Annotated in this window: 19 protein-coding genes; 8 read left to right on the top strand and 11 right to left on the bottom strand. The window is 63.4% G+C overall.

Annotated elements, in window-relative coordinates; translation table 11 throughout:
• Positions 1 to 18 precede the first annotated feature (18 nt).
• The 4 genes from nagZ to GCN78_RS04730 all read right to left on the bottom strand — a co-directional run bounded on the left by nagZ (position 19) and on the right by GCN78_RS04730 (position 5,640).
• Complete coding sequence (nagZ, locus tag GCN78_RS04715) at positions 19 to 1,560, bottom strand: beta-N-acetylhexosaminidase (protein WP_152250669.1); 1,542 nt, start codon at positions 1,558 to 1,560, stop codon at positions 19 to 21.
• Between the two features lie 180 nt (positions 1,561 to 1,740).
• The gene (locus tag GCN78_RS04720; protein ID WP_152250670.1) at positions 1,741 to 3,351 is read right to left on the bottom strand and encodes an FMN-binding glutamate synthase family protein; all 1,611 of its coding nucleotides are present in this window, start codon (positions 3,349 to 3,351) and stop codon (positions 1,741 to 1,743) included.
• 223 nt (positions 3,352 to 3,574) lie between these two features.
• A complete protein-coding gene (locus GCN78_RS04725) occupies positions 3,575 to 4,585 on the bottom strand; it encodes a M48 family metallopeptidase (RefSeq protein ID WP_152250671.1) in 1,011 nt (336 codons plus the stop codon).
• A 2-nt stretch (positions 4,586 to 4,587) separates the two neighbouring features.
• Complete coding sequence (locus GCN78_RS04730; protein ID WP_152250672.1) at positions 4,588 to 5,640, bottom strand: YjgN family protein; 1,053 nt, start codon at positions 5,638 to 5,640, stop codon at positions 4,588 to 4,590.
• A gap of 164 nt (positions 5,641 to 5,804) precedes the next feature.
• On the opposite strand from GCN78_RS04730, the gene GCN78_RS04735 reads away from it, so the two are divergent.
• The 3 genes from GCN78_RS04735 to GCN78_RS04745 all read left to right on the top strand — a co-directional run bounded on the left by GCN78_RS04735 (position 5,805) and on the right by GCN78_RS04745 (position 7,774).
• Positions 5,805 to 6,476: a glutathione S-transferase gene (locus GCN78_RS04735; RefSeq protein WP_152250673.1), complete on the top strand. Its 672-nt coding sequence runs from the start codon at positions 5,805 to 5,807 to the stop codon at positions 6,474 to 6,476.
• 71 nt (positions 6,477 to 6,547) lie between these two features.
• Positions 6,548 to 7,321, top strand: coding sequence for a 5'-3' exonuclease (locus GCN78_RS04740; RefSeq protein WP_070220600.1), 774 nt, complete (start codon positions 6,548 to 6,550; stop codon positions 7,319 to 7,321).
• A 45-nt stretch (positions 7,322 to 7,366) separates the two neighbouring features.
• Complete coding sequence (locus GCN78_RS04745; RefSeq protein WP_152250886.1) at positions 7,367 to 7,774, top strand: response regulator; 408 nt, start codon at positions 7,367 to 7,369, stop codon at positions 7,772 to 7,774.
• 164 nt (positions 7,775 to 7,938) lie between these two features.
• Here the strand turns inward: GCN78_RS04745 and mnmA are convergent, their stop codons facing one another.
• Both mnmA and GCN78_RS04755 read right to left on the bottom strand, forming a co-directional pair.
• Positions 7,939 to 9,054 (bottom strand): tRNA 2-thiouridine(34) synthase MnmA, encoded by a 1,116-nt coding sequence (gene mnmA, locus GCN78_RS04750; protein ID WP_152250674.1) that lies wholly within the window; start codon positions 9,052 to 9,054, stop codon positions 7,939 to 7,941.
• Between the two features lie 30 nt (positions 9,055 to 9,084).
• Positions 9,085 to 9,564, bottom strand: a complete 480-nt coding sequence (locus GCN78_RS04755; protein ID WP_152250675.1) for an NUDIX hydrolase — start codon at positions 9,562 to 9,564, stop codon at positions 9,085 to 9,087.
• A gap of 412 nt (positions 9,565 to 9,976) precedes the next feature.
• On the opposite strand from GCN78_RS04755, the gene GCN78_RS04760 reads away from it, so the two are divergent.
• Genes GCN78_RS04760 through GCN78_RS04770 form a run of 3 tightly spaced genes read left to right on the top strand, consistent with a single transcriptional unit; the run spans position 9,977 to position 12,891 of the window.
• On the top strand, positions 9,977 to 11,089 hold the full coding sequence (locus GCN78_RS04760; protein ID WP_099389220.1) for a Re/Si-specific NAD(P)(+) transhydrogenase subunit alpha: 1,113 nt from the start codon (positions 9,977 to 9,979) through the stop codon (positions 11,087 to 11,089).
• Between the two features lie 24 nt (positions 11,090 to 11,113).
• Positions 11,114 to 11,428: an NAD(P) transhydrogenase subunit alpha part 2 gene (locus tag GCN78_RS04765; RefSeq protein ID WP_035822749.1), complete on the top strand. Its 315-nt coding sequence runs from the start codon at positions 11,114 to 11,116 to the stop codon at positions 11,426 to 11,428.
• Positions 11,429 to 11,436: 8 nt separating this feature from the next.
• Positions 11,437 to 12,891, top strand: a complete 1,455-nt coding sequence (locus GCN78_RS04770) for an NAD(P)(+) transhydrogenase (Re/Si-specific) subunit beta (protein WP_152250887.1) — start codon at positions 11,437 to 11,439, stop codon at positions 12,889 to 12,891.
• A 45-nt stretch (positions 12,892 to 12,936) separates the two neighbouring features.
• Here the strand turns inward: GCN78_RS04770 and GCN78_RS04775 are convergent, their stop codons facing one another.
• The 5 genes from GCN78_RS04775 to GCN78_RS04795 all read right to left on the bottom strand — a co-directional run bounded on the left by GCN78_RS04775 (position 12,937) and on the right by GCN78_RS04795 (position 18,336).
• The gene (locus tag GCN78_RS04775) at positions 12,937 to 13,890 is read right to left on the bottom strand and encodes a GGDEF domain-containing protein (protein WP_152250676.1); all 954 of its coding nucleotides are present in this window, start codon (positions 13,888 to 13,890) and stop codon (positions 12,937 to 12,939) included.
• A 110-nt stretch (positions 13,891 to 14,000) separates the two neighbouring features.
• Positions 14,001 to 15,143 carry a UbiH/UbiF/VisC/COQ6 family ubiquinone biosynthesis hydroxylase gene (locus tag GCN78_RS04780; RefSeq protein ID WP_152250677.1) on the bottom strand — a complete coding sequence of 381 codons (1,143 nt, stop codon included), beginning with the start codon at positions 15,141 to 15,143 and terminating at the stop codon, positions 14,001 to 14,003.
• Positions 15,144 to 15,152: 9 nt separating this feature from the next.
• Entirely contained in the window at positions 15,153 to 16,475 is a 1,323-nt protein-coding gene (locus GCN78_RS04785; protein WP_193316625.1) for an aminopeptidase P N-terminal domain-containing protein, read from the bottom strand.
• Positions 16,475 to 17,194, bottom strand: a complete 720-nt coding sequence (murU, locus tag GCN78_RS04790; protein ID WP_152250679.1) for an N-acetylmuramate alpha-1-phosphate uridylyltransferase MurU — start codon at positions 17,192 to 17,194, stop codon at positions 16,475 to 16,477. The genes GCN78_RS04785 and murU overlap by 1 nt, the downstream gene beginning before the upstream one ends.
• A 74-nt stretch (positions 17,195 to 17,268) precedes the next feature.
• Positions 17,269 to 18,336, bottom strand: coding sequence for an aminoglycoside phosphotransferase family protein (locus GCN78_RS04795; RefSeq protein ID WP_152250680.1), 1,068 nt, complete (start codon positions 18,334 to 18,336; stop codon positions 17,269 to 17,271).
• A 98-nt stretch (positions 18,337 to 18,434) separates the two neighbouring features.
• Between GCN78_RS04795 and GCN78_RS04800 the strand changes: the two genes are divergently transcribed.
• A complete protein-coding gene (locus GCN78_RS04800; protein WP_152250681.1) occupies positions 18,435 to 20,672 on the top strand; it encodes an LPS-assembly protein LptD in 2,238 nt (745 codons plus the stop codon).
• A 103-nt stretch (positions 20,673 to 20,775) separates the two neighbouring features.
• Complete coding sequence (locus tag GCN78_RS04805; protein WP_226939467.1) at positions 20,776 to 22,179, top strand: peptidylprolyl isomerase; 1,404 nt, start codon at positions 20,776 to 20,778, stop codon at positions 22,177 to 22,179.
• Positions 22,180 to 22,195: the final 16 nt, after the last annotated feature.

Below are 22,195 nucleotides of genomic sequence, written 5' to 3' on the forward strand. Positions count from 1 at the left end.
CAGGAGGGCGGCGTGAACTTACGCCTTGCCCGCCAGCTTGTCGACCACCGGCACCAGCGCGGCCGGGCGGCAGCCGAAGGCGGCCAGGCGGCCTTGCGCGTGGGGCGCCAGGTCCAGGTCGTACGGCAAACGGCCCGCCACCAGCCACAGTTTATCCTGCGGCAGGGCCTCGATCAGGCGGCGCTGGCCGGCGACGAACATGGCGTTATACGTTTGCAGCACGATCTGCCGTGCACCTTGCGCGAAGGCGATGGCGGCGTCGACTTCGTCGTCCAGCGCCTCGGCCGACAAGGCATGTTCGCGCACGTCGAGGCCCGCTGCCAGCAGCGCCGGCAGCATCGAGCTGCGCGCTTCCTTGTTGCGGCCCAGCGCCACTTCGTCGATTTCGCTGCGCGAGCGCACTTCCACCGTCAGCAGGGTCACGGGCAGACTGGGGTCGAGCGCGCGGTAGTCGCCTTGCACGCGCAATGCCGCCTTTTGCAGCAACTGCGACAGGGCCATGGCGGCCGGCTGCATCAGCGCCGGCGGCGTGAGCGGGCGCGCGCGCCAGTCGCGCACGGCGCGGTTGCGCTTGAGTTCCGCCACGCGGGCGCAAGCGGCGTCGATGCGGGAGAGCGCGATGTCGCCGCGCTCCACGGCGGCGAGGACGGCGTCGATGGCCGCCGTCTGCTGCGCTTCGCGGTGCGAGATGAGGACGATGTCGGCGCCCGCCTGCAAGGTGGCGATGGCGCCCTGGGCGATGCCGATGCCGTCGGCGATGGCCGCCATTTCCAGGCAATCGGTGATGACGACGCCCTTGTAGCCCATCTCTCCGCGCAGCAGGTCCGTCAGCACGCCTTTCGACAGGGTGGCCGGCACGCTGGTGTCGGCCTCGAAGGCGGGGAAGACCACGTGCGCCGTCATGATGGCGTCCACGCCGCCGGCGATCGCCGCGCGGAAGGGCGCCAGTTCCACGGCGCGCAGGCGTTCCTTGTCGTGCGGGACGAGCGCCATGGCGTAATGCGTGTCGGTGGCCGTGTCGCCGTGGCCGGGGAAGTGCTTGGCGGTGACGGCCATGCCGCTGGCGCGCTGGCCGCGCATGGCGGCCATGCCGTAGTCGATGACGGTGGCGGCATCCTCGCCGTACGCGCGCACGCCGATGACGGGATTGTTGCGGTTGTTGTTCACGTCCAGCACGGGCGCCAGCAGCAGGTTGATGCCCACCTGGCGCATTTCATCGCCGCTGATCTCGTTCATGCGCTCGCAGTCTTCGATGGAGCCGGCCGCCTGGAAGGCCATCGCTGCCGGAATCGGCGTGATGCCCTGCTCGATGCGCATCACCATGCCGCCTTCCTGGTCGATGGAGATGAGCAGCGGAATGTCGGATACTTCCGCGTTGATTTCCTGCAGTTCGCGGCACAGGGCCGATACTTGCGCGGGCGTGTGCACGTTGCGGCGGAACAGGATCACGCCGCCCACCTTCTTTTCGCGTATCAAGGTCTTGATATGCTCGTCCGCCTGCAGGGCGTCGAAGCCCACCATGAACAACTGTCCTACTTTCTCGCGCAAACCCTGCTCCATGCTGCAACTCCTCCGGTATGTATTGTGACGACGGCATACGTATTCTGGCACCGTGGTGGCGCATCGTGGCGGTCACCGGAAAGCTGCCTTGGTTTTGTACTTGTTTTGGTATTGTATTGGATTTGGGTTTTTGCGCAAGTGGTTATTAAGTGGTATTGCTCCACTTGCGCAAGCCTGGCTTCAATCCAGGCGCTGGAACGATGCCGATTGCGCCTTGGGCCAGTACAGGCCGAACACGGGCGGCAGCTGCGGCAGCTGGCTCGGGTCGAGTAGCTGGCCCGCTTCCAGGAAGGGAAGCAGGGCCGACGCCAGTTTCACCTGGTTGGGCGAGATGCGCCGCACCAGGTGGTGCGGGCGCAGTTCCTGCGGATGCGCCAGGCCGGCGGCGGCGATCAGTTCGGCCAGCGCCTTCATGGTGTTCTGGTGGAAGTGCGCCACGCGGGCGATCTTGTCGGGCACCACCAGCGCGCGCTGGCGCTGCGGGTCTTGCGTGGCCACGCCGGTGGGGCAGCGGTCCGTGTGGCAGCTTTGCGACTGGATGCAGCCCAGCGCGAACATGAAGCCGCGCGCCGAATTGCACCAGTCGGCGCCCAGCGCCAGCAGGCGGGCGATGTCGAAGGCCGTGATGATCTTGCCCGAGCAGCCGATCTTGATGCGCTCGCGCAGGTTGGCGCCCACGAGAGTGTTATGCACGAGCACCAGCGCTTCCTGCAGCGGCGTGCCCACGTGGTCCGTGAATTCCAGGGGGGCGGCGCCCGTGCCCCCTTCGCTGCCGTCGACGACGATGAAGTCGGGCGTGATGCCCGTTTCCAGCATGGCCTTGACGATGGCGAAGAATTCCCACGGGTGGCCGATTGCCAGCTTGAAGCCCGTCGGCTTGCCGCCGGAGAGCGTGCGCAGGCGGTCGATGAAGTGCAGCATTTCCAGTGGCGTGGAAAAGGCGCTGTGCGCGGCCGGCGAGACGCAATCCTCGCCCGCCATCACGCCGCGCGTGGTGGCGATCTCGATCGTCACTTTCGGCCCGGGCAGCACGCCGCCGTGGCCCGGCTTGGCGCCCTGCGACATTTTCAGCTCGATCATTTTCACCTGCTCCGAGCTGGCGTTGGCGATGAAGCGCTCTTCCGAAAACGTGCCATCCTGGTTGCGGCAGCCGAAGTAGCCGGAACCGATTTCCCACACCAGGTCGCCGCCATTTTCGCGGTGGTAAGGGCTGATGCTGCCTTCGCCCGTGTCGTGCATGAAGCCGCCGCTGCGCGCGCCGCCGTTCAAGGCCAGGATGGCGTTGGCCGACAGGGCGCCAAAGCTCATCGCCGAGATATTGAAGACGCTGGCCGAATACGGTTTGGCGCGCGGGCAGTCCGGGTGGTTGCCGATCTCGATGCGGAAGTCGTGGCCCGTGACCTTGGCGGGGGCGATGGAATGGTTGATCCATTCATAGCCCGCTTCGTACACGTCGAGCTGGGTGCCGAACGGGCGCTTGTCCGTCTGCTCCTTGGCGCGCTGGTAGACGATGCTGCGCTGGCTGCGCGAGAACGGCGTCGCCTCGCTGTCGCTTTCCAGGAAATACTGGCGGATCTCGGGGCGGATACTCTCAAAAAAGAAGCGGAAGTGCGCGAGGATGGGGTAGTTGCGGCGCAGGGCGCGCTTGGTTTGCAGCAGGTCGCTGATGCCGACCAGGGTCAGCGCACCGGCCAGCAGGGGCAGCCAGTAATGATCGTAATAAAACAGGGACAGGACAAAGATGGCGGCCGTCGCAATGAAGGTCAGGTAGCGAAATGGTACTAGGTGCATGGGCACTCCGGGGAAGTCAGACTGATATTGCTGAGTGTACCGGTGATTTGTAGATCTTGCTGACTGGCAAAGTGTACTGTCAGAGTGACGCTATCCATACGTGCGACACCTGACAAAACCGTAGCGAGCGGCAGCGATTTGTGGCCGAGAAGCGCAACCGTACTTTAGTACGGTGAGCATCGCCGGCCGCAAAGCGCGACGCGCAGTAGGTTTGGTCAGGTGTTTACCGTTGTGCCGCGCGGATGCGCTCGACCCGTTCGGCGCTGGCCGGATGGCTCGACAGGTACGGCGTGCCGTGGTCCAGCTTGCCCAGGGCGACAAACACTTGCGCCAGGTGTTCCAGGGGAATGTCGTTCTGGCGCAGCATGGCGATCGCGTAGTCGTCCGCGTCGCGCTCGACGTCGCGCGAGTACTTCAAGTCCAGCAGCAGCGGCGGCACGGTCGCCACCACCGTCGACACGTCGCCGAACAGCAGCGCCGCGCCGGCGCCCACGGCCGAAGTCTGGATGATGCGCCGCGTCAGGTGACGCTGCTGCAAATGCCCCAGCTCGTGCGCCAGCACGCCCATGATGGCCTGGTCGTCCGGCAGCAGTTCGATCATCTCATCGGTCAGCACGATGTCGCCGGACGGCAGGGCAAACGCGTTCGGGCCGATCTTGCTCTTGCGGAAAACGATGCGGTGCACGGGCGTGCTGTCGCCAGGCGTGGCCAGGCGCGCGAACTGGGCGCGCAAGGCTTGCTGGCGCGCAGCATCAAGTTTACTTGGCGCAAACATGTGGCTGTCGAGGAAATCGAGCACGCCCTGGCCCAGCTGGCGCTCGACGGACTGGGGAATCGCATACGCGATCCCCTTCGCCACCACGGGCAGCAGGTATTGATAGCTGAGCCACAGGGCTACGATGGTGGCCACCGTGGCCAGCAGGGCGCCGCGCCAGCTTTGCTGCAGCCGCACCACCCAGCCGTCGCGGTGGCCCGTGTCGTGCAGCATGTCGTTGAAGGCCGCCTGGTCGGCGATCTCCAGGTAGGCGCCATCGGCAAAGCTGACCTTGCGCACGGCGTGGCGGCTGCGTTCTGACACGTGCAGTTCGCCCAGCGGGCAACTGCGCTCGATGTCGCCGGCCAGCATGGCCTGGCCATCGCGCACGCTGAGCGTGACGTGGTACAGGCGCGAGGTCTGGCCGTCGAAATAGCGGGCGGCCAGCGCGGCGTGGTCTTCTTGCGTGGTGGCGTTCATGCTTACATCGACAGGTCGAAGTCCAGCAGGTCGGCCATGCCTTCGCCCGTGGCCGACACTTGCTGGCCCGTGGCGGCGACAAACTCGTCCAGGCTGCCATGCACCAGCATCGAGGTCGCCTCCAGGCGGTACTTCAGCCAGCGCACGTGGGCGAACGGCGTAAACAGGCCCAGGGTGACGACGACTCCCAGCAGGTTGGTCAGCATGACGAAGGTGGTGCGGCCCCACGTCAGCTGCGACTGGAACTGGTGCTGCTGCAAGCGCGTATGGTTCCAGATCAGGTTCTGGATCATGGTCAGGAACAGCGGCAGCACGGTAAACGCCCACAGGTACAAGGCGCCGATGGCAAACAGCAGGCTGCCAATCTTGGTCCTGTCATTCGCATTGGCCGCGAACGAGGCGAACACGCTGCCGAAGACGACGAATATCAGGACCAGCAGGCCGCCCAGCAGCAGCGCGAAGAACAGCAAATAGGTCTTGTAAAAGCTGCCGACCGTGGCGTCAAAGCTGAAATGGCTGGCGCCGAAACGGCTTTGCGTGTGCTGGAAGCGCTTCAGGCGCTGGTGCAGGAACGGCGTCATCAAGCCTGCCGTGAAGGTATTCAGGATGGGCAGCCACAGGAAGTATTTGTAGGCTTCCCTGGCGCTGCCGCCGAAACCGAAGCGGATGCCGCGGTAACTGGTGTTGTACAGCTTGAACTGCAGGCTTTTCCATATCAGCCAGGGCAGGATGGCTGCCAGCAGCACGAACATCAGCAGGCCCACGAGGGGCGCAACTTTCAGGGCGATGTTGTAACCGCCAATCAGCACGACGGCCACGATGCGGCCCTTCAGGATGGCGACGGCATTGCCGTGGTATTCGAAGCTGCTGCCGGCCAGGTGGGTACTGGAATAGAAATAGCGGTTGCGGCGCACCTTGGCCCAGGCGGAATAAATGCCCAGGGTAACGATGCTCAGCAGCAGGTTGACGATCCAGATACGGAAGTATTCGCTGCCGGTGGCGCTGAAGGTGATGGCTTCGCGCTTGGGCGCGGTGTTGTTTGTGTCGAAATCCACAGGGGGTTTCCTTACTTATTGGAAACAAAACAAGATAAGGGAAGATTGAAAAGTTATCAATTGAAAATACTGTTTTTCATATTTTTTTTTGCATATCTTCATGCGCTGCCCGATCCAGCCGTCCCGGCTATACTGGAACTCAACCATCGCCTAACGGGAAAACCATGATCGTCGTCCACCATCTGAATAATTCGCGCTCGCAGCGCGTGCTCTGGCTGCTCGAGGAACTGGGCCTCGACTACGAGGTCAAGCGCTACCAGCGCGACCCGAAAACCATGCTGGCGCCCGCCTCGCTGCGGGCCGTGCATCCGCTGGGCAAGTCGCCCGTGATCACGGATGGCGCCAACACCATCGCCGAATCGGGCGCCATCATCGACTACCTGGTCGAGCGCTACGGCAATGGCCGCTTGATCCCGGCGGCCGGCACGCCGGACAAGCTGCGCTGGACCTACTGGCTGCATTTTGCGGAAGGCTCGGCCATGCCGCCGCTGCTGCTGAAACTGGTGTTCGACAAGGTCGAGTCGTCGCCGATGCCGTTTTTCGTCAAGCCGATCGCGCGCGGCATCGCCGGCAAGGTCAAGAGTAGCTTCATCATGCCCAATATCAACAGCCAACTGGCCTACATGGAAGCGGAGCTGGAAAAAACCAAATGGTTTGCCGGCAATGAATTCACGGCGGCCGACATCCAGATGAGCTTTCCGCTGGAAGCGGCCGCCATGCGCGGCGGACTCGACGAGCGTCTGCCGAAGCTGACGGCGTTCCTGCAGCGCATCCATGCACGCCCGGCCTACCAGCGCGCGCTGGAAAAAGGCGGGCCCTACGATTTCGCCAAATAAGGCGCATGCAAGCCCGATGTGCGGGGAACCATACGGTAAAATGCCCGATTCAACCAGCATCCACTTACCGCATGGCCAGACTCCTCGCTATCGACGGCTTGAATATCGTACGCCGCGTCTACGAAGCCAGTCCTGAACCCGATTCCGACCTGAAGGCGGAGATCGCGCTGCGCCATGCGCTGTCGTCGTTCCGTACCCTCATCAATGACCACGAGCCGACGCACATCCTGCCGGCCTTCGATTTCGGCGGTCCGACCTGGCGCCACGCCCTGTATGCGGGCTACCGCGAGGGGCGCCAGCCCATGCCGCAGGTGCTGCGCGACGCCTTGCCCGGCTTTTACGCCACCCTGGCCAGCTTCGGCATGCACGTCGTCAGTATTCCCGAGGTCGAAGCCGACGACGTGATCGGCACGGCCGTCATGCGCTGGCTGCACGAGGGGCGCGGCGCGGCCGTCATCGCCACCACCGACAAGGATTTGCACGGCTTGATCGCCCACGGCGCGCTGGTGTGGGACCACTTCAAGGGTGTCTGGCACGACCACGCCTGGGTCGAGAAAAAGTTCGGCGTACCGCCGGAACTGCTGCCCGACCTGCTGGCGCTGATGGGCGACGTCACCGACAGCATCCCCGGCGTGTCGAAGATCGGCCTGAAGACGGGCGCGAAACTGTTGCGCGCTTACGGCAATATCGACGCCGTGATGGCCGGCGCGGGCATTTTGCCCGGCGCGCTGGGCGAAAGCCTGCGAAAAGAGCGGGAAATACTGTATCTTTCAAGAAAGTTGGTAGAACTTAAGACCGACGTGACCTTAGGCGTGACCTGGAACAAGCTGGCGTGGGAAAAGTAAGCGCCGGCGTAACACAAGAACAATCAAGCAAGGGATGTAATCATGATGTTAAAGACAGTCCTGATCGATAGCAGCGCCGTGGCGCGCGGCCTGCTGAACACGGTCCTGACCGATGGCGGCTACGATGTCTGCGGACAGACGCATACCAGCGCGCTGGGACTGGCGTTGCTGGTCAAGCACCACCCGCATTTCGTCTGCATCGCGCGCGAACAGGTGGAAGACGGGAGCAATGTGGTGCAAACCATCCGCGCCCAGTATCCGAAGACGCTCATTTTCATGGTCTCGGGCGGCATCGACGCGGCCTCGCTGCAGGCGGCCCACGCGATGGGCGTGTCGGGCTTCATCGTGAAACCGTTCATGGCCGACACGGTCCTGAAAACCGTGCGCAATACCGTCATTGCGATGGTGCGCAAGCAGCAGCAGGCCTTGGCCGCCGCTCAGAAGGACGCCTGATTAAATCTACTGCGCGTCGCGATTTGCGGCCGGCGATGCTCACTGGCTCGGCGCCCCCGTACTAAAGTACAGCTGCGCTTCTCGGGCCAACGGGGGCGCCGAGCCTCACTGCCGCTCGCTACGATTTTCTCAGGCGTTGATCCTGAACTTTACGCATACAATTACTACAGCACCCCGGTTGAACTGGCGATGATGCCGCCGCCCAGGCACACGTCGCCGTCGTACAGCACGGCCGACTGGCCCGGCGTGACGGCCCATTGCGCCTGGTCGAACGCCAGCGAGAAGTTCTCCACACCATCGGGCAGCAGCTGGCACGCCACGTCGGCCTGGCGGTAGCGCGTCTTGGCGCTCAAGGCGCCCGCCTGCGGCGCCGTGCCGGCGACCCAGCTGGCCTGGTCGGCCGTCAAGGCGGGCGACAGCAGCCACGGGTGGTCATGGCCCTGCACCACCCACAGGGTATTGTTGACGATATCCTTGCGCGCCACATACCAGGCGTCGCTGCTGCCGTCGGCGTTCTGGTACGACTTCACGCCGCCGATGCCGATGCCCTTGCGCTGGCCCAGGGTATAAAAACTCAGACCCACGTGTTCGCCCACGGTCTTGCCGTCGGCCGTCTTCATCGGGCCCGGCTTGTACGACAGGTAGCGGTTCAAGAATTCGCGGAACGGGCGTTCGCCGATGAAGCAGATGCCCGTGGAATCCTTCTTTTGCGCGTTCGGCAGGGCCAGTTTCTCGGCGATCTGGCGCACTTGCGTCTTCGGGATTTCACCGAGCGGGAACAGGGTCTTCGACAATTGCGCCTGGTTCAGGCGGTGCAGGAAGTAGCTCTGGTCCTTGCTGGCGTCGACGGCTTTCAGCAGTTCATAACGGCCGGCATCGGTGGGCGCCTGGCGCACGCGCGCGTAATGGCCGGTGGCGATCAGGTCGGCGCCCAGGGTCATGGCGTGGTCGAGGAAGGCCTTGAACTTGATTTCGGCGTTGCACAGCACGTCCGGATTCGGCGTGCGGCCGGCCTGGTATTCGCGCAGGAAATCGGCGAACACGCGGTCCTTGTATTCGGAGGCGAAATTGACGGCTTCGATATCGACGCCGATGACGTCGGCCACGCTGGCCGCGTCGATCCAGTCCTGGCGCGTGGAGCAGTATTCCGAATCGTCGTCATCTTCCCAGTTTTTCATGAACAGGCCGATGACTTCATAGCCTTGTTCCTTCAGCATCCATGCCGCGACCGAGGAATCGACCCCGCCCGACATGCCGATCACGACTTTCTTCTTGCTCATCTTGCTTTCCAGTTACTTTTAATAATATTGCTATGCGCTATTGAAAACGGACGCATGCGTGTGCAGCAGGGCCAGCGGCGCGCGCCGGCCCGCCAGGTATTCGTCCACGCACTGCAGCACCAGCGGGCTGCGGTGGCGTTCCTGGCACGCCGCCAGCTCGTCGCGCGTCATCCACAGGGTGCGGATGATGCCTTCGTCCAGCGGGCGGTCATGCTCGGCGCCGGCCGTGCCGCAAAAGGTGAAGCGCAGATAGGTCACGTCCTCGCCCGTGCGCTGTGACTGGTAGCGCGACATATACATGCCGACCAGTGCCGTGGGGATGAAATCGAAGGCCGCTTCTTCCAGCGTTTCGCGGATCACCGCCTGCTCCAGCGACTCGAACGGGTCGAGGTGGCCGGCCGGCTGGTTGAGCTTGATGCCTTCGCTGGTCTCTTCTTCAATCAGTAAAAACAGGCCGTCGCGCTCGACGATGGCGGCAACGGTGACAGAGGGTTTCCAGATTCTCGGCATGATTCCATCCTTGAAAGAGCCGACATTTTATCTTGTTCTGCGCGCGCGGTTTGAAGCCGGCCTTTTGTTGCGCGGACATATTGATAAATGACAACGTTTTAGCAAATAGCGGTGGGAGGTACTTACGTCTTTCCCTGGGAGCGCACTAGCATGGGGGCTTTGGCGGCAAGATGGCAGGAAGCGCCCGCTAATATAGGCTTTCCCTGTGGTCAAAACAAGCACGCACGCTTGCTCGACTGTGGTGAGATTGACACACCTTTCTCACAATATGGGCGCCGCGCCGCATGGTGAAACGAATCGTGGGATGCTGGTGGAATTAGTGTCGTACGACTAAAAGTTGCTGGTTCACAAACGTTTAACGCGCTGCTTTCCGTGTTAGATTCTAGTCAGTTTATCAATTAGCGGAGGCATCATGAGGATAGGCATACCGGCCGAAACACGGCCTGGTGAAACACGGGTGGCAGCAACGCCCGAGACAGTCAAGAAGCTGGCAGCCAAACATCAGATCGTCGTGCAATCGGGAGCGGGCTTGCAGGCGTCGATTCCCGACGACGCGTATGCCGCCGCCGGCGCGCAGATCGGCACGGCCCAGGAAGCCTATGGCTGCGCCATCGTGCTCAAGGTGCGCGCGCCCGATGCCGATGAACGGGCCCTGATGGCCAGCGGCACGGTGTTGATCGGCATGTTGAACCCGTTTGACGCGGACAATATCGCCGCCATGGCCACGGCCGGCCTGTCCGCCTTCGCGCTGGAAGCCGTGCCGCGCATCACGCGCGCGCAATCGATGGACGTGCTGTCGTCGCAGGCGAACATCGCCGGCTACAAGGCCGTGCTGGTGGCCGCCAATACCTACCAGCGCTTCATGCCGATGCTAATGACGGCGGCCGGCACCGTCAAGGCGGCCCGCGTGCTGATCATGGGCGTGGGCGTGGCTGGGCTGCAGGCGATCGCCACGGCCAAGCGGCTGGGCGCCGTCATTGAGGCGTCCGACGTGCGCCCGCCCGTCAAGGAACAAGTGGAGTCGCTGGGCGCCAAGTTCCTCGACGTGCCTTTCCTCACGGACGAAGAAAAGGAAATCGCCAAGGGCTCGGGCGGCTATGCGCGCGCCATGCCGGCCGACTGGATGCGCCGCCAGGCCGAGTTGGTGCATGAACGGGCGAAACTGGCCGACATCATCATCACCACCGCCCTGATCCCCGGTCGCGCCGCGCCCGTGCTGATCTCCGAAGAGACGGTGAAAGCCATGAAGCCCGGTTCCGTCATCGTCGACCTGGCCGTGGAACAGGGCGGCAACTGCCCGCTCTCGGAACTGGGCAAGACGGTGCTGAAACACGGCGTCTACATCGTGGGCGAGCCGAACCTGGCGACCCTGGTGGCGGCCGACGCCTCGGCCCTGTATGCGCGCAACGTGCTGGACTTTTTAAAGCTCATCATCGACAAGGACGACCAATTGCTGATCGACCGCGAGGATGAAATCATCAAGGCCAGCCTGGTGTGTGCAGGCAGTGAAATCTTACGTAAATAACGCGGCGCCGGAGAGAACAACATCATGGAAATCAGTCATACCATCACCAACCTGATCATCTTCGTGCTGGCCATTTATGTCGGCTACCACGTCGTCTGGACCGTCACGCCGGCGCTGCATACGCCGCTGATGGCCGTCACCAACGCCATTTCCGCCATCATCATCGTCGGCGCCATGCTGGCGGCGGGCCTGACGCAAGGCCCGCTGGCGCAGGCGGCCGGCACCCTGGCCGTGGCCCTGGCCGCCGTCAACGTGTTTGGCGGCTTCCTCGTCACGCAGCGCATGCTCGAGATGTTCCGTAAAAAAGAACCGAAGGCCAAGCAAGGAGCAAAAGAATGAGTCTCGCCATGAGCTTCGTCACCATGAACCTGGTGACGATGATGTACCTGATCGCCTCGGTGTGCTTCATCCAGGCCTTGAAAGGCCTGTCGTCGCCCTCGACGGCGCGCCGCGGCAATGCCTTCGGCATGAGCGGCATGGCCATTGCCGCCGTCACCACCGTGGCGCTGATCCTGAAACTGAAGGAACAGCAAACGGGCGGCATGGGCCTGACCCTCGTCATCATCGGCATCGTCACGGGCGGCGCCATCGGCGCCTACCTGGCGAAAACCGTGGAAATGACGAAGATGCCGGAACTGGTGGCGGCCATGCATTCGCTGATCGGCCTGGCGGCCGTCTGCATCGCCGTGGCGGCCGTGTCCGAGCCGTGGGCCTTCAATATCGCCAAGCAGGGCGAGGCGCTGCCCATCGGTAACCGCTTCGAACTGTTCATCGGCACCTTTGTCGGCGCCATCACCTTCTCCGGTTCGGTGATCGCCTTCGGCAAGCTGTCGGGCAAATACAAGTTCCGGCTGTTCCAGGGCGCGCCCGTCAGCTTCAAGGGCCAGCACATGCTCAACCTCGTGCTGGCGCTGGTGATGGTGGGCCTGGGCCTGGTGTTCTGCTTCGCCGACGGCGTCGAGCCAGCCTGGACGCCGTTTATCGTGATGGCCATCATCGCCTTTGCGCTGGGCGTCTTGATCATCATTCCCATCGGCGGCGCCGACATGCCGGTGGTGGTGTCGATGCTCAACAGCTATTCTGGCTGGGCCGCGGCCGGCATCGGCTTTTCGCTGAATAACTCGATGCTGATCATCGCCGGCTCATTGGTCGGTTCGTCCGGCGCGATCCTGTCGTACATCATGTGCAAGGCCATGAACCGTTCGTTCTTTAACGTCATCCTCGGCGGCTTCGGCGGCGATGCGCCGGCCGCTGGCGTGGCGGGCGCGCAGGAACAGCGTCCCGTGAAATCGGGTTCGGCCGACGACGCCGCCTTCATCATGGGCAATGCGGAAACCGTCATCATCGTGCCCGGCTACGGCCTGGCCGTGGCGCGCGCGCAGCACTCCTTGAAAGAACTGGTGGAAAAGCTCACGCACAAGGGCATCACCGTCAAGTATGCGATCCACCCCGTGGCGGGACGCATGCCGGGCCACATGAACGTGCTGCTGGCCGAGGCGGAAGTGCCGTACGACCAGGTCTTCGAGATGGAAGACATCAACGGCGAATTCGGCCAGACGGACGTGGTGCTGGTGCTGGGCGCGAACGACGTCGTCAATCCGGCGGCGAAAGATCCGAAATCGCCGATCGCCGGCATGCCGATCCTGGAAGCCTACAAAGCCAAGAGCATCATCGTCAACAAGCGCTCGATGGCGTCCGGCTATGCGGGCCTGGACAACGACCTGTTCTACCAGCCGAACACGATGATGGTGTTTGGCGACGCGAAGAAGGTAATCGAGGATATGCTCAAAGCCATCGACTAAACGCCGCTGGCAGCGACCGGACGGCCCGCCTTGCGCGGGCCGTTTTTATGGGGCGGCCGCCGCCGCGACGACCTGGTTGCGTCCCTGATGCTTGGCCACATACAGGGCCTTGTCGGCATCCGATATGGCCGCGTCCAGGCTGGCGCCTTGCACCAGTTGCGCCACGCCGATGCTGATGGTGACGTGCAGCGGGCCGCCGTCGGGCAGCACGGTGACGGCCGCCGCCACGGCCGCGCGGATGCGTTCGGCCACCTGGTGCGCCTGCTGCAGACTGGCGTCGGGGAAGAGCAGGCCGAACTCCTCGCCGCCGAGGCGCGCCGCCACGTCGGTGATGCGTCCCGTGTCGCGCAGCGCCTGCGCCACCGTGCGCAGCACGGCGTCGCCCACGGCATGGCCATAGCGGTCGTTGATCTTCTTGAAGTGATCGAGGTCGGCCACGCCCACGCTCAGGGCGGCGCCGTTGCGCGCCGCGCGCGCCATCGCCTGCGCGGCCTGCGCTTCATAGGCGCGCCGGTTGGGCAGCGACGTCAGCGCATCGTGCAGCGCCTGCTGTTCCAGCTGCGCCAGCAGACTGGCGTTTTTTGCCGCCAGTTCGCGCCGTTCGCGCACGTCGAGCAGGAAGGCGCCGAAATAGCGCATGCCGTCGACCACGCCCAGGTCCAGCGCCTTCATTTCGATGGGGATCATCTGCGTGTCGCGGTGGCGGATGGCGAATTCGCGTATCTTCCCCAGCACGCTGGAAGTGCGCGAGCTGCGGATGTAGTTGATCACGTGGTTGTCGTGCTGCGCGCCGACGGCGTCGGGCAGCAGGCCATTCAGGGTCTGGCCCAGCAACTCCCCGCTGGCATAGCCCGACAACGCCTGCATGGCGCCGTTGATATAGCGGATGCGGCACTGTTCATCGATGATGATGACGGCGTCGAGGGAATCTTCCAGCAGGCGGGAAAAGAGTACTTCGGGAAGAGCGGCAGGCGGTGCTGCGGTCAAAGCATCTGTCATGGAACGGTCGCCGAAAGCCAGGTGACAGCCATTGTCGCATCCGCGGGCCGTTTACTCCATGCCGGATCTTTCGCCTGTTTCTTTTTCGCCCGTGCCCTGATCACCGAGGTTCAGCGCCGGCCGTACATCATCAGCTCGGCGAGCGTCTTGCGCGCCGGGCTGACAAGGTCCAGCAAACCCAGCGACAGTCCCAGCAAGCCTTGCGTGGGCGCGCTGCCCGTGAAGATGCGCGCCATGGTGTCGGTGACGCGCACGGTCAGTCCGCGGTCGGCCTGGCGCAGGCTGGCGTAGCGTTCCAGCCCGGCCGGGCTGCTGTCCTGCGCCAGCACGCGGGCCAGCACGGCGGCGTCGCGCAAGCCCAGGTTCAAGCCTTGTCCCGCCACCGGGTGCAGGGTTTGCGCCGCATTGCCGATGGCGACCGTGCGCGCCGTGCCGTTCGCCTGCGCGTTCAGGCCCAGCGGATAGGCCAGGCGCGCCGTCGTGTGGCTAAAGCGTCCCAGACGGCTGCCGAAGGCGGCGCCCAGGCGCGCCAGGAAGGCCGCGTCGTCCAGCGCCAGCAATTGTTCCGCGCGCGTGGGCGGCACGCACCACACCAGCGCGTAGCCGTCGTCCTGCGGCAGCAGGGCCAGCGGGCCTTCGTCGGTGAAGCGCTCGTACGCGCGGTGCGCGATGGGGCTAGTCGTGTGCACGTGGGCGATGATGGCGCTTTGGCCATAGTCGCGGCTGACGGCGCGTTCCTGCTGCTGGCCGAACAGGCCGCCCTCGGCCTGCACCAGCAGGCTGGCGCGCAAGCTGGACGCGGCGCCGGTCTGCTCGATCTGCACGCACACGCCATCGGCGTCTTCGCAGCTAGCAGTCACCAGGGCCGGGCGCAGGCTGGCCACGCCCAGGCGTTCGCACACGTCGGCCAGCGCGCTGACGACGGCGCCGTAACGGGCCACATAACCGAGCGCCTCGACGCCATGCTCGCCGCGATCCATCAGGCTGCGCCCGAACTGGCCGCGGCGCGAGACGTGAATCTGGTGGATAGGCGTCGCTGCCACGGGCCAGGCGCCCGCTTCCTCGAGAATCTGGCGGCTGCCGTGCGACAGGGCGATGGTGCGCGGGTCGCGCCTGGCGTGGTCGAGAGATTTGGCGTCGAGCAGGGCGATGCCGGCGGCGCGGCTGCCCCGCTGCACCAGCAGGGCGGCCAGCGCCATGCCGACGGGGCCGGCGCCGCAGATGGCGAGATCGAAAGTGGACGGTGTTTGCATGCGGCGGCGTTAATCCTGTGACATCAGTTGTTCGATTTCAGCGACACCTTTTGGCGCCGTGCTGAAGACTTCATGGCCTTGCGGCGTGACCAGCACATCGTCTTCGATGCGGATGCCGGTATGCCAGAACTGCTCCGGCACGCCCGCGCCGGGGCGCACGTAAATACCCGGTTCCACCGTCAGCACCATGCCTGGTGCCAAAGCGCGCCACGGCTTGCCCGGCGCGGCGGTGTCGCGGTAGGCGCCCACGTCGTGCACGTCCATGCCCAGCCAGTGGCTGGTGCCGTGCATATAGAAGGGCATATACGCCTTGTCGGCGATGACGTCCTGCGCGCTGCCGCTTTTTTGCCGGTTCAGCAGGCCCAGGTCCAGCATGCCCTGCGCCAGCACCTGCACGGCCGCCTCGTGGATGGCGCTGTGCGGCAAACCGGGGCGCACCATGTCCAGCGACGCCTGTTGCGCGGCCAGCACCAGTTCATACAACGCCCGCTGCGGGCCGCTGAAACGGCCGTTGACGGGCCAGGTGCGCGTGATGTCGGAGGCGTAGCCATCGAGTTCGCAGCCGGCGTCGATCAGCACCAGCTGGCCGTCGTTCAATGCCGCGTCGTTGGCGTTGTAATGCAGGATGCAGGCGTTGCCGCCGCCGGCCACGATGGAGGAATACGCGGGGAACTGCGCGCCGCTGCGCCGGAATTCGTACAGCAGCTCCGCTTCGAGCGCATATTCGTGCATGCCGGGCAGCGTGGCGCGCATGGCGCGCACGTGGGCCGCGCTGGAAATGGCGGCCGCGCGGCGCATCAGTTGCTGTTCCTGCGTGTCTTTCAGCAGGCGCATGGCGTCGAGCATGCCATGGACGTCGTGCGCGATGGCGGGCGCCGTGACGCCGCTGCGGGCCTTTTGCCGCACGTTGTGCAGCCAGACCTTGACTTGTGCATCGAGGCCGCCGCCCAGCGCATAGTAAATGGCGGGGGCGTCGGCCAGCAGGCGCGTCATTTCCACGTCGAGTTCCTCGATGGGGAAGGCGCTGTCGAAGCCGAAGCTGGCGCGCGCCGCCTCGGGACCGTGGCGGAAACCGTCCCAGATTTCGCGCTCCGTGTTCTTGGCGCGGCAAAACAGGATGGCGCGCGCCGGCGCCGTGGCGCTGGCGGCCACCAGGGCCACGGCGCTGTCGGGTTCCGTAAAGCCGCTCAGGTAATAGAAATAGCTGTCGTGGCGGTACGGATAATCGCAATCGCTGTTGCGCGGCACTTCGGGCGCCGTGACGAGGATGGCCACGCTGCCCGGCAACATCTGCGCCAGCAGCGCCGCGCGCCGTGCCGCGAAATTGGCCATCATGTCGCGCTGGCCTTGGCCGTGACGCCATTGAGCGCGTCGAGCTGCTGTGGGGTGCCCACATTGGTCCACTCGCCCGGATAGACTTCGCCGCCCACGCGGCCCTGGTCCGCGTACTGGCGCAGCAGATCGCCCAGTTTGGCGTGGCTGCCGGGCGCGATGCCGTCGAACATCTCGGGACGATACACGCCGATATTGGCGAACGTCCACTTGGTGTCGTCCGTATTGTTGATCGCGAACAAGGTCAGGCCGAAGTCGCCCTTGGGATGGAAGTCGGGATTGGGCACCAGGTACGTCCAGGCGATGTCGCGCTGGTCGGCCGGATACGGCGTGCCCAGCACATCCTTGTCGGCCAGCACGTCGAGTACCTGCTTGAAGTCGAAATACGGGCAATAGATGTCGCCGGAAATGGCGAGGAAAGGTTCCTCGCCCAGCAAATGGCGCGCCTGGGCGATGCCGCCCGCCGTTTCCAGCGGCGTGGTCTCGGGCGAATACGCGATGCGCGCGCCATACGCGCTGCCGTCGCCAAGGGTCTCCTCGATCAGATGGCCAAGGTGGGAATGGTTGATGACGATGTCCGTGATGCCGGCGCGCACCAGGTTCAGCACATGCCAGACGATCAGTGGACGGCCGCGCACTTTCAGCAGCGGTTTGGGACAGGTATCGGTAAGCGGACGCATCCGTTCACCGCGGCCTGCGGCAAAGATCATGGCTTTCATGGTGGAACTCGTTTTCTGTGCAATAAGTGAAAGGCGGGGCCGTGGCCCCGCAGCGGACGGGTCAGGTGCGCCGATTAAAAAGTGTAGCCGACTTGCGGCGTCTTGTTTTCCAGCGCGTCGAGCAGACGCACCAGCGGCTTGAGTTCCGTATAGCGGTTGGCTGTCTTGCGCACGTAATCGAGCACGGTCGGCAGATCGCCCATGTACAGATCCTTGCCGTCGCGGTAATTCAAGCGCGCGAACAGGCCGAGAATTTTCAGGTGGCGCTGCAGGGCCGTGAATTCGAAATCGCGGTAGAAGGCGTCGATGTCGGGATTCACGGGTAAGCCCAGCTGCTTGGCGCGCTGCCAGTAGCGGATCACCCAGTCGAGCACCAGTTCCTCATCCCATTGAATATACGCGTCGCGCAGCAGCGAGGCGATGTCGTAGGTGACGGGACCGAAGACGGCGTCCTGGAAGTCGAGGATGCCGGGATTGGGAATCGAGCCATCGTTGATGTGCATCAAATTGCGCGAATGGTAGTCGCGGTGCATGAATACTTGTTGCTGCGACAAGATGTTCGCCGTGATGGCGTCGAAGACTTTGTCCAACTGGGTTTGTTGCACATCCGTCAAGGTGGCGCCCAGGTGCTTGCCAATAAACCATTCCGGGAACAGATGCATTTCGCGCAGGATGAAGGCGCGGTCGAATTCGGGCAAGACGTCCGGCTGGCTGGCCAGCTGGATTTTCATCAAGGATTCCAGCGCTTCGGCGTACAGCACGCTGGCATTGTCGTGGTTCAGGGCGTCGAGGTAGGTGGTCGTGCCCAGGTCGGAGAGCAGCAGGAAGCCGCTGTCCAGGTCTTGCGCGATGATCTCGGGCACGGACACGCCGGCGTCTTTCAGCAAGCCGGCCACCTTGACGAAGGCGGGCACGTTTTCGCGCTCGGGCGGTGCATCCATGGCGATCAGTGTCTTTCCTGGCAAGCTTGTGTTGCCTGGCAGTACATCGAGACGGTAGTAGCGGCGGAAGCTCGCATCGCTGGAAGCGGGGCGGGCGGATTCGGGCGCGACGAGGTTAAGCGGGGCCAACCAGGCTTTCAACAGGGTCAGGCGAGCGTCGGCGGAGGCCGGCGCGGCAGGGGAATTGGGGGAGAATGACATTAAGCGGCCTGTGGAATCGGGTTGATGGTGCAGATTCCCATATAATAAGGGATTCAAATCAAAAAATCGCCTGTCATGGTGCTTGCCCCTTCCAATTCATGAGCTGGTTTTCGGCCTCCCCCCCTTCGCAGCGCTGGGCTTTCGCCATCAGCGCGCTCGTCGCCGCCACGACGGTGCCTGTCCACGCCCAGAAAGCGCCACGCCCGGTGCATGTGGAAGATCCCGACGCGCCCACCGTCATGACGGCGAACAGCATGAACGGACGCCCCGAAAGGGAGCTCAATCTCGACAAAAATGTCGTGATCGAGCGCGGAAAAACCACAAAAATGACCGCCGATACAGCTTGTTACAAACAAGTTGAAGATGAGTTCGACGCCGAGGGCCATATCAAGATGTGGCGTTTCGGCGATTACTACACGGGCGACGTCCTGAAGCTGAACATGGAGACCGGCAAGGGTTTCCTGCTCAACCCGACGTACCGCTTCGAAGTGGGTGGCGGCCAGGGCAAGGCCGAGCGCGTCGACTTCATCAATCCCGACGAAGCCAATGTCATCGACGGCACCTACAGTACCTGCGAAGGGCCGAATCCGGACTGGTACCTGAAATCGAGCACCTTGAACCTCGATACGGGCCGCGACGTGGGTACCGGCAGCAAGACCATCATCTATTTCAAGGACGTGCCGATCCTGGGTACGCCGGGCATTTCGTTTTCGCTGTCGGGCGCGCGCCGCTCGGGCTGGCTGGCGCCCACGCCGGGCTTTGCCTCGAAGAACGGTTTCGAGCTGCTGATGCCGTATTACGTGAACATCGCGCCGAACCGCGACCTGACCTTGTACCCGCGCTACATCCAGCGGCGCGGCATCCAGCTCGGTGCGACGGGCCGCTACATGGGCGAGACGGATGCCGGCCTGTACAGCGGTGAAACGTCGTTTGAGTTTTTGCCGAACGACAAGCAGACCAAGACCAACCGCTACATGATCAAGTCCAAGCATGAGCAGGCGCTGGCCAAGGGCTGGAGCTACAGCTGGGATCTGCGCGAGGCGTCCGACAATAATTACCCGAACGATTTTTCGAAAACCGTCGCCACCGCCACCGAGCGGCAGTTGCTGCGCGAATTGCGCACCGATTACCGTACCGAGGACTGGAGCCTGACCGCGCGCGTGCAGAATTACCAGGTGCTGCAGGATCCCGATCCCAACGTGGTCGTGCCACGCCCGTATGACCGTTTGCCGGCGGTGAACTTCCATGCCGGCAAATACGACGTCTGGGGCGGCTTCGACTGGACCTTCGACGCGGAAGCGACGCGTTTCGCCCACCCGACCCTGGTGCAAGGGTCGCGTCTCGTGGCCGTGCCGCAAGTGAGTTTCCCCATCATGCGCCCTGGCTACTTCATCACGCCCAAGCTGATGCTCAATGCCAGCGCGTATCAGCTCGACAATGACGCTCGGACCAAGGCGCTGTTTAAAACCACCTCGTTTACGCGCGCCGTGCCGACCTTCTCGGTCGACAGCGGCCTGGTGTTTGAACGCGACACGAATCTGTTTGGCGCCAAGGGCGGCACGCAAACGCTGGAGCCGCGCCTGTTCTATGTCTATACGCCGTACCGCGACCAGTCGCAGTTTCCGAATTTCGACACGGCCGATGGCACCTTCAACCTGACGCAGATCTTCACGGAAAACCGTTTTGTCGGCAGCGACCGCATCGGCGACGCAAACCAGGTCACGGCCGCCGTCGTCTCGCGCTTCCTGCAGTCGGACGGCACGGAGCGCATGCGCCTGACCTTCGGCCAGCGTTTTTATTTTGTCGACCAGCGCGTGCAACTCAATTCGACGACGCCCGTGAACCAGTCGCGCTCGGATATCCTGCTGGCCGCGACGGGCCGCGTGTCCGAGACTTGGACCGCCGACAGCCTGGTGCAGTACAATCCCAGCGATCGCCGCTTGATGAGCTATAACTACACCTTGCAATATCAGCCAGGCGCCAAAAAAGTATTGAATTTTAGTAATCGTTTCCAGCGCGGCAGTTTGCGCAATGCGGAAGTGTCGACGCAATGGCCGTTGACGGACCGCCTGTATGGCGTGGGACGCATCAGTTACTCCATCAAGGATCGCAGCATGCTGGAAAGCCTGGTCGGCCTGGAATACAAGGGCGACTGCTGGGTGTTCCGCATGGGCGCGCAGCGTTTCGTGACGACGGCCAAGACTGTTTCGACGCCGATTTTCTTCCAGCTGGAATTGACGGGCTTGTCGAATGGCCTGGGTCTGGGCGCGAATGGCTTGGAAACTTTTACAAAAACCATCCCTGGTTACCAGACACTGAGCCAGCCACTCCGTTAAGATAGGCACCGTTGCCGCCGCCGGTGTTCCCGGCGCTGGCACAAACCGGTTTTTTTATTCACCTGAACTCATGAGCGCTCTACACATTATGCGTAATGCCAGTATGCACCAACTCAAAATTGCAACGGTTTTGTTGTGCGCCATTTCCGGCGCCGCGACCAGTAGTGTCTGGGCGCAACAGGCTGCGCCAGCGCCTGCCGCCAAGCCGGCAACTGCCGCGCCTGCGGCAGCTGCACCAGTCAAGGGGTTCACGCCACCGGCCTCGAGCAGTGGCCAGACCATCGACTCCATCGCCGTCGTCGTCAATGACGATGTGATTACGCGCAATGAGGTGGCGGCCCGCATCAAGAGCGTGGAGCAGCGCATGAAGGCGCAGAACGTGCCCTTGCCCGACCCCGCCGACCTGCGTCGTCAATTGCTGGAGCGCATGATTGTCGAGCGCGCACAAATGCAGTTGGCCAAGGAAATGGGCGTGCGCGTGGATGACCTGACCCTGGACCGTGCGATTGGTCGTATTGCTGAACAGCAAAAAATGACGGTGCAAGAGATGCGTAACCAGATGGAAAAAGAAGGCACGCCGTTTGCGACCTTCCGCGAAGAAATCCGCGATGAAATCATCATGCAGCGTCTGCGCGAGCATGAAGTCGACGCCAAGATCCAGATTTCCGATTCCGAAGTGGATAACTTCCTGGAAGCGGAAAAAGCGGCCGCCAGCGAACAGGTGGAACTGAACCTGGCGCAGATTCTCGTGCGCATTCCGGAAAACTCCAGCCCGGAACAGATCGCCGCGCGCCGCGCACGCGCCGAAGAAGTCAGCCGCCAGTTGCGCACGGGCGCCGATTTCGCCAAGATGGCCGCCACCTATTCCGACGCCAGCGATGCGCTGAGCGGCGGCGATATCGGCTGGCGCAACAGCGACCGTCTGCCGCCCCTGTTCACGGAACAGTTGCTGAAATTGAAGCCGGGCCAGATCACGCCCATCATCAAGAGCAACACCGGTTTCCACATCCTCAAGCTGGTGGACCGCCGCAGCGCCGCCGAGGCGCAAGCCGTGGCCGCCGTGCAGCAGACGCATGCCCGCCACATCCTGCTGAAAGTGACGCCGACCCTGTCGGCGGCCGAAGCCAAGCGGAAATTGCTGGAACTGAAAGAGCGTCTCGATAACAAGGCCGCCAAGTTCGAAGACCTGGCCCGTTTGTTCTCGAACGACGGTTCCGCGGCCAAAGGCGGCGACCTGGGCTGGCTGTATCCGGGCGACACCGTGCCGGAATTTGAAACGGCGATGAATGCGCTGAAACCGGGCGAAGTGAGCCAGCCGATCGAATCGAGCTTTGGCTTCCACCTGATCGAAGTGCTGGAACGCAAGAGCGACGACGTCTCCAAAGAGAAACAGCGCGCCGCCGCGCGCAACGCCTTGCGCGAACGCAAGCTGGAAGAAGCGACGGAAAACTGGGCGCGCGAAGTGCGCGACCGTGCCTACGTCGAATTCCGTGCGGATGACCAGTAATGCCGCTGATTCATTG

It is taken from the genome of Janthinobacterium rivuli (assembly GCF_009208735.1).
GTDB lineage: Bacteria > Pseudomonadota > Gammaproteobacteria > Burkholderiales > Burkholderiaceae_D > Janthinobacterium.

Coding starts and splice junctions, on each gene's coding strand:
- nagZ (WP_152250669.1), bottom strand. CDS start 1,560: ATGGAGCAGGGTTTGCGCGAGAAAGTAGGACAGTTGTTCATGGTGGGC.
- GCN78_RS04720 (WP_152250670.1), bottom strand. CDS start 3,351: ATGCACCTAGTACCATTTCGCTACCTGACCTTCATTGCGACGGCCGCC.
- GCN78_RS04725 (WP_152250671.1), bottom strand. CDS start 4,585: ATGAACGCCACCACGCAAGAAGACCACGCCGCGCTGGCCGCCCGCTAT.
- GCN78_RS04735 (WP_152250673.1), top strand. CDS start 5,805: ATGATCGTCGTCCACCATCTGAATAATTCGCGCTCGCAGCGCGTGCTC.
- GCN78_RS04740 (WP_070220600.1), top strand. CDS start 6,548: ATGGCCAGACTCCTCGCTATCGACGGCTTGAATATCGTACGCCGCGTC.
- GCN78_RS04745 (WP_152250886.1), top strand. CDS start 7,367: ATGTTAAAGACAGTCCTGATCGATAGCAGCGCCGTGGCGCGCGGCCTG.
- mnmA (WP_152250674.1), bottom strand. CDS start 9,054: ATGAGCAAGAAGAAAGTCGTGATCGGCATGTCGGGCGGGGTCGATTCC.
- GCN78_RS04755 (WP_152250675.1), bottom strand. CDS start 9,564: ATGCCGAGAATCTGGAAACCCTCTGTCACCGTTGCCGCCATCGTCGAG.
- GCN78_RS04760 (WP_099389220.1), top strand. CDS start 9,977: ATGAGGATAGGCATACCGGCCGAAACACGGCCTGGTGAAACACGGGTG.
- GCN78_RS04765 (WP_035822749.1), top strand. CDS start 11,114: ATGGAAATCAGTCATACCATCACCAACCTGATCATCTTCGTGCTGGCC.
- GCN78_RS04770 (WP_152250887.1), top strand. CDS start 11,437: ATGAGCTTCGTCACCATGAACCTGGTGACGATGATGTACCTGATCGCC.
- GCN78_RS04775 (WP_152250676.1), bottom strand. CDS start 13,890: ATGACAGATGCTTTGACCGCAGCACCGCCTGCCGCTCTTCCCGAAGTA.
- GCN78_RS04780 (WP_152250677.1), bottom strand. CDS start 15,143: ATGCAAACACCGTCCACTTTCGATCTCGCCATCTGCGGCGCCGGCCCC.
- GCN78_RS04785 (WP_193316625.1), bottom strand. CDS start 16,475: ATGGCCAATTTCGCGGCACGGCGCGCGGCGCTGCTGGCGCAGATGTTG.
- murU (WP_152250679.1), bottom strand. CDS start 17,194: ATGAAAGCCATGATCTTTGCCGCAGGCCGCGGTGAACGGATGCGTCCG.
- GCN78_RS04795 (WP_152250680.1), bottom strand. CDS start 18,336: ATGTCATTCTCCCCCAATTCCCCTGCCGCGCCGGCCTCCGCCGACGCT.
- GCN78_RS04800 (WP_152250681.1), top strand. CDS start 18,435: ATGAGCTGGTTTTCGGCCTCCCCCCCTTCGCAGCGCTGGGCTTTCGCC.
- GCN78_RS04805 (WP_226939467.1), top strand. CDS start 20,776: ATGCACCAACTCAAAATTGCAACGGTTTTGTTGTGCGCCATTTCCGGC.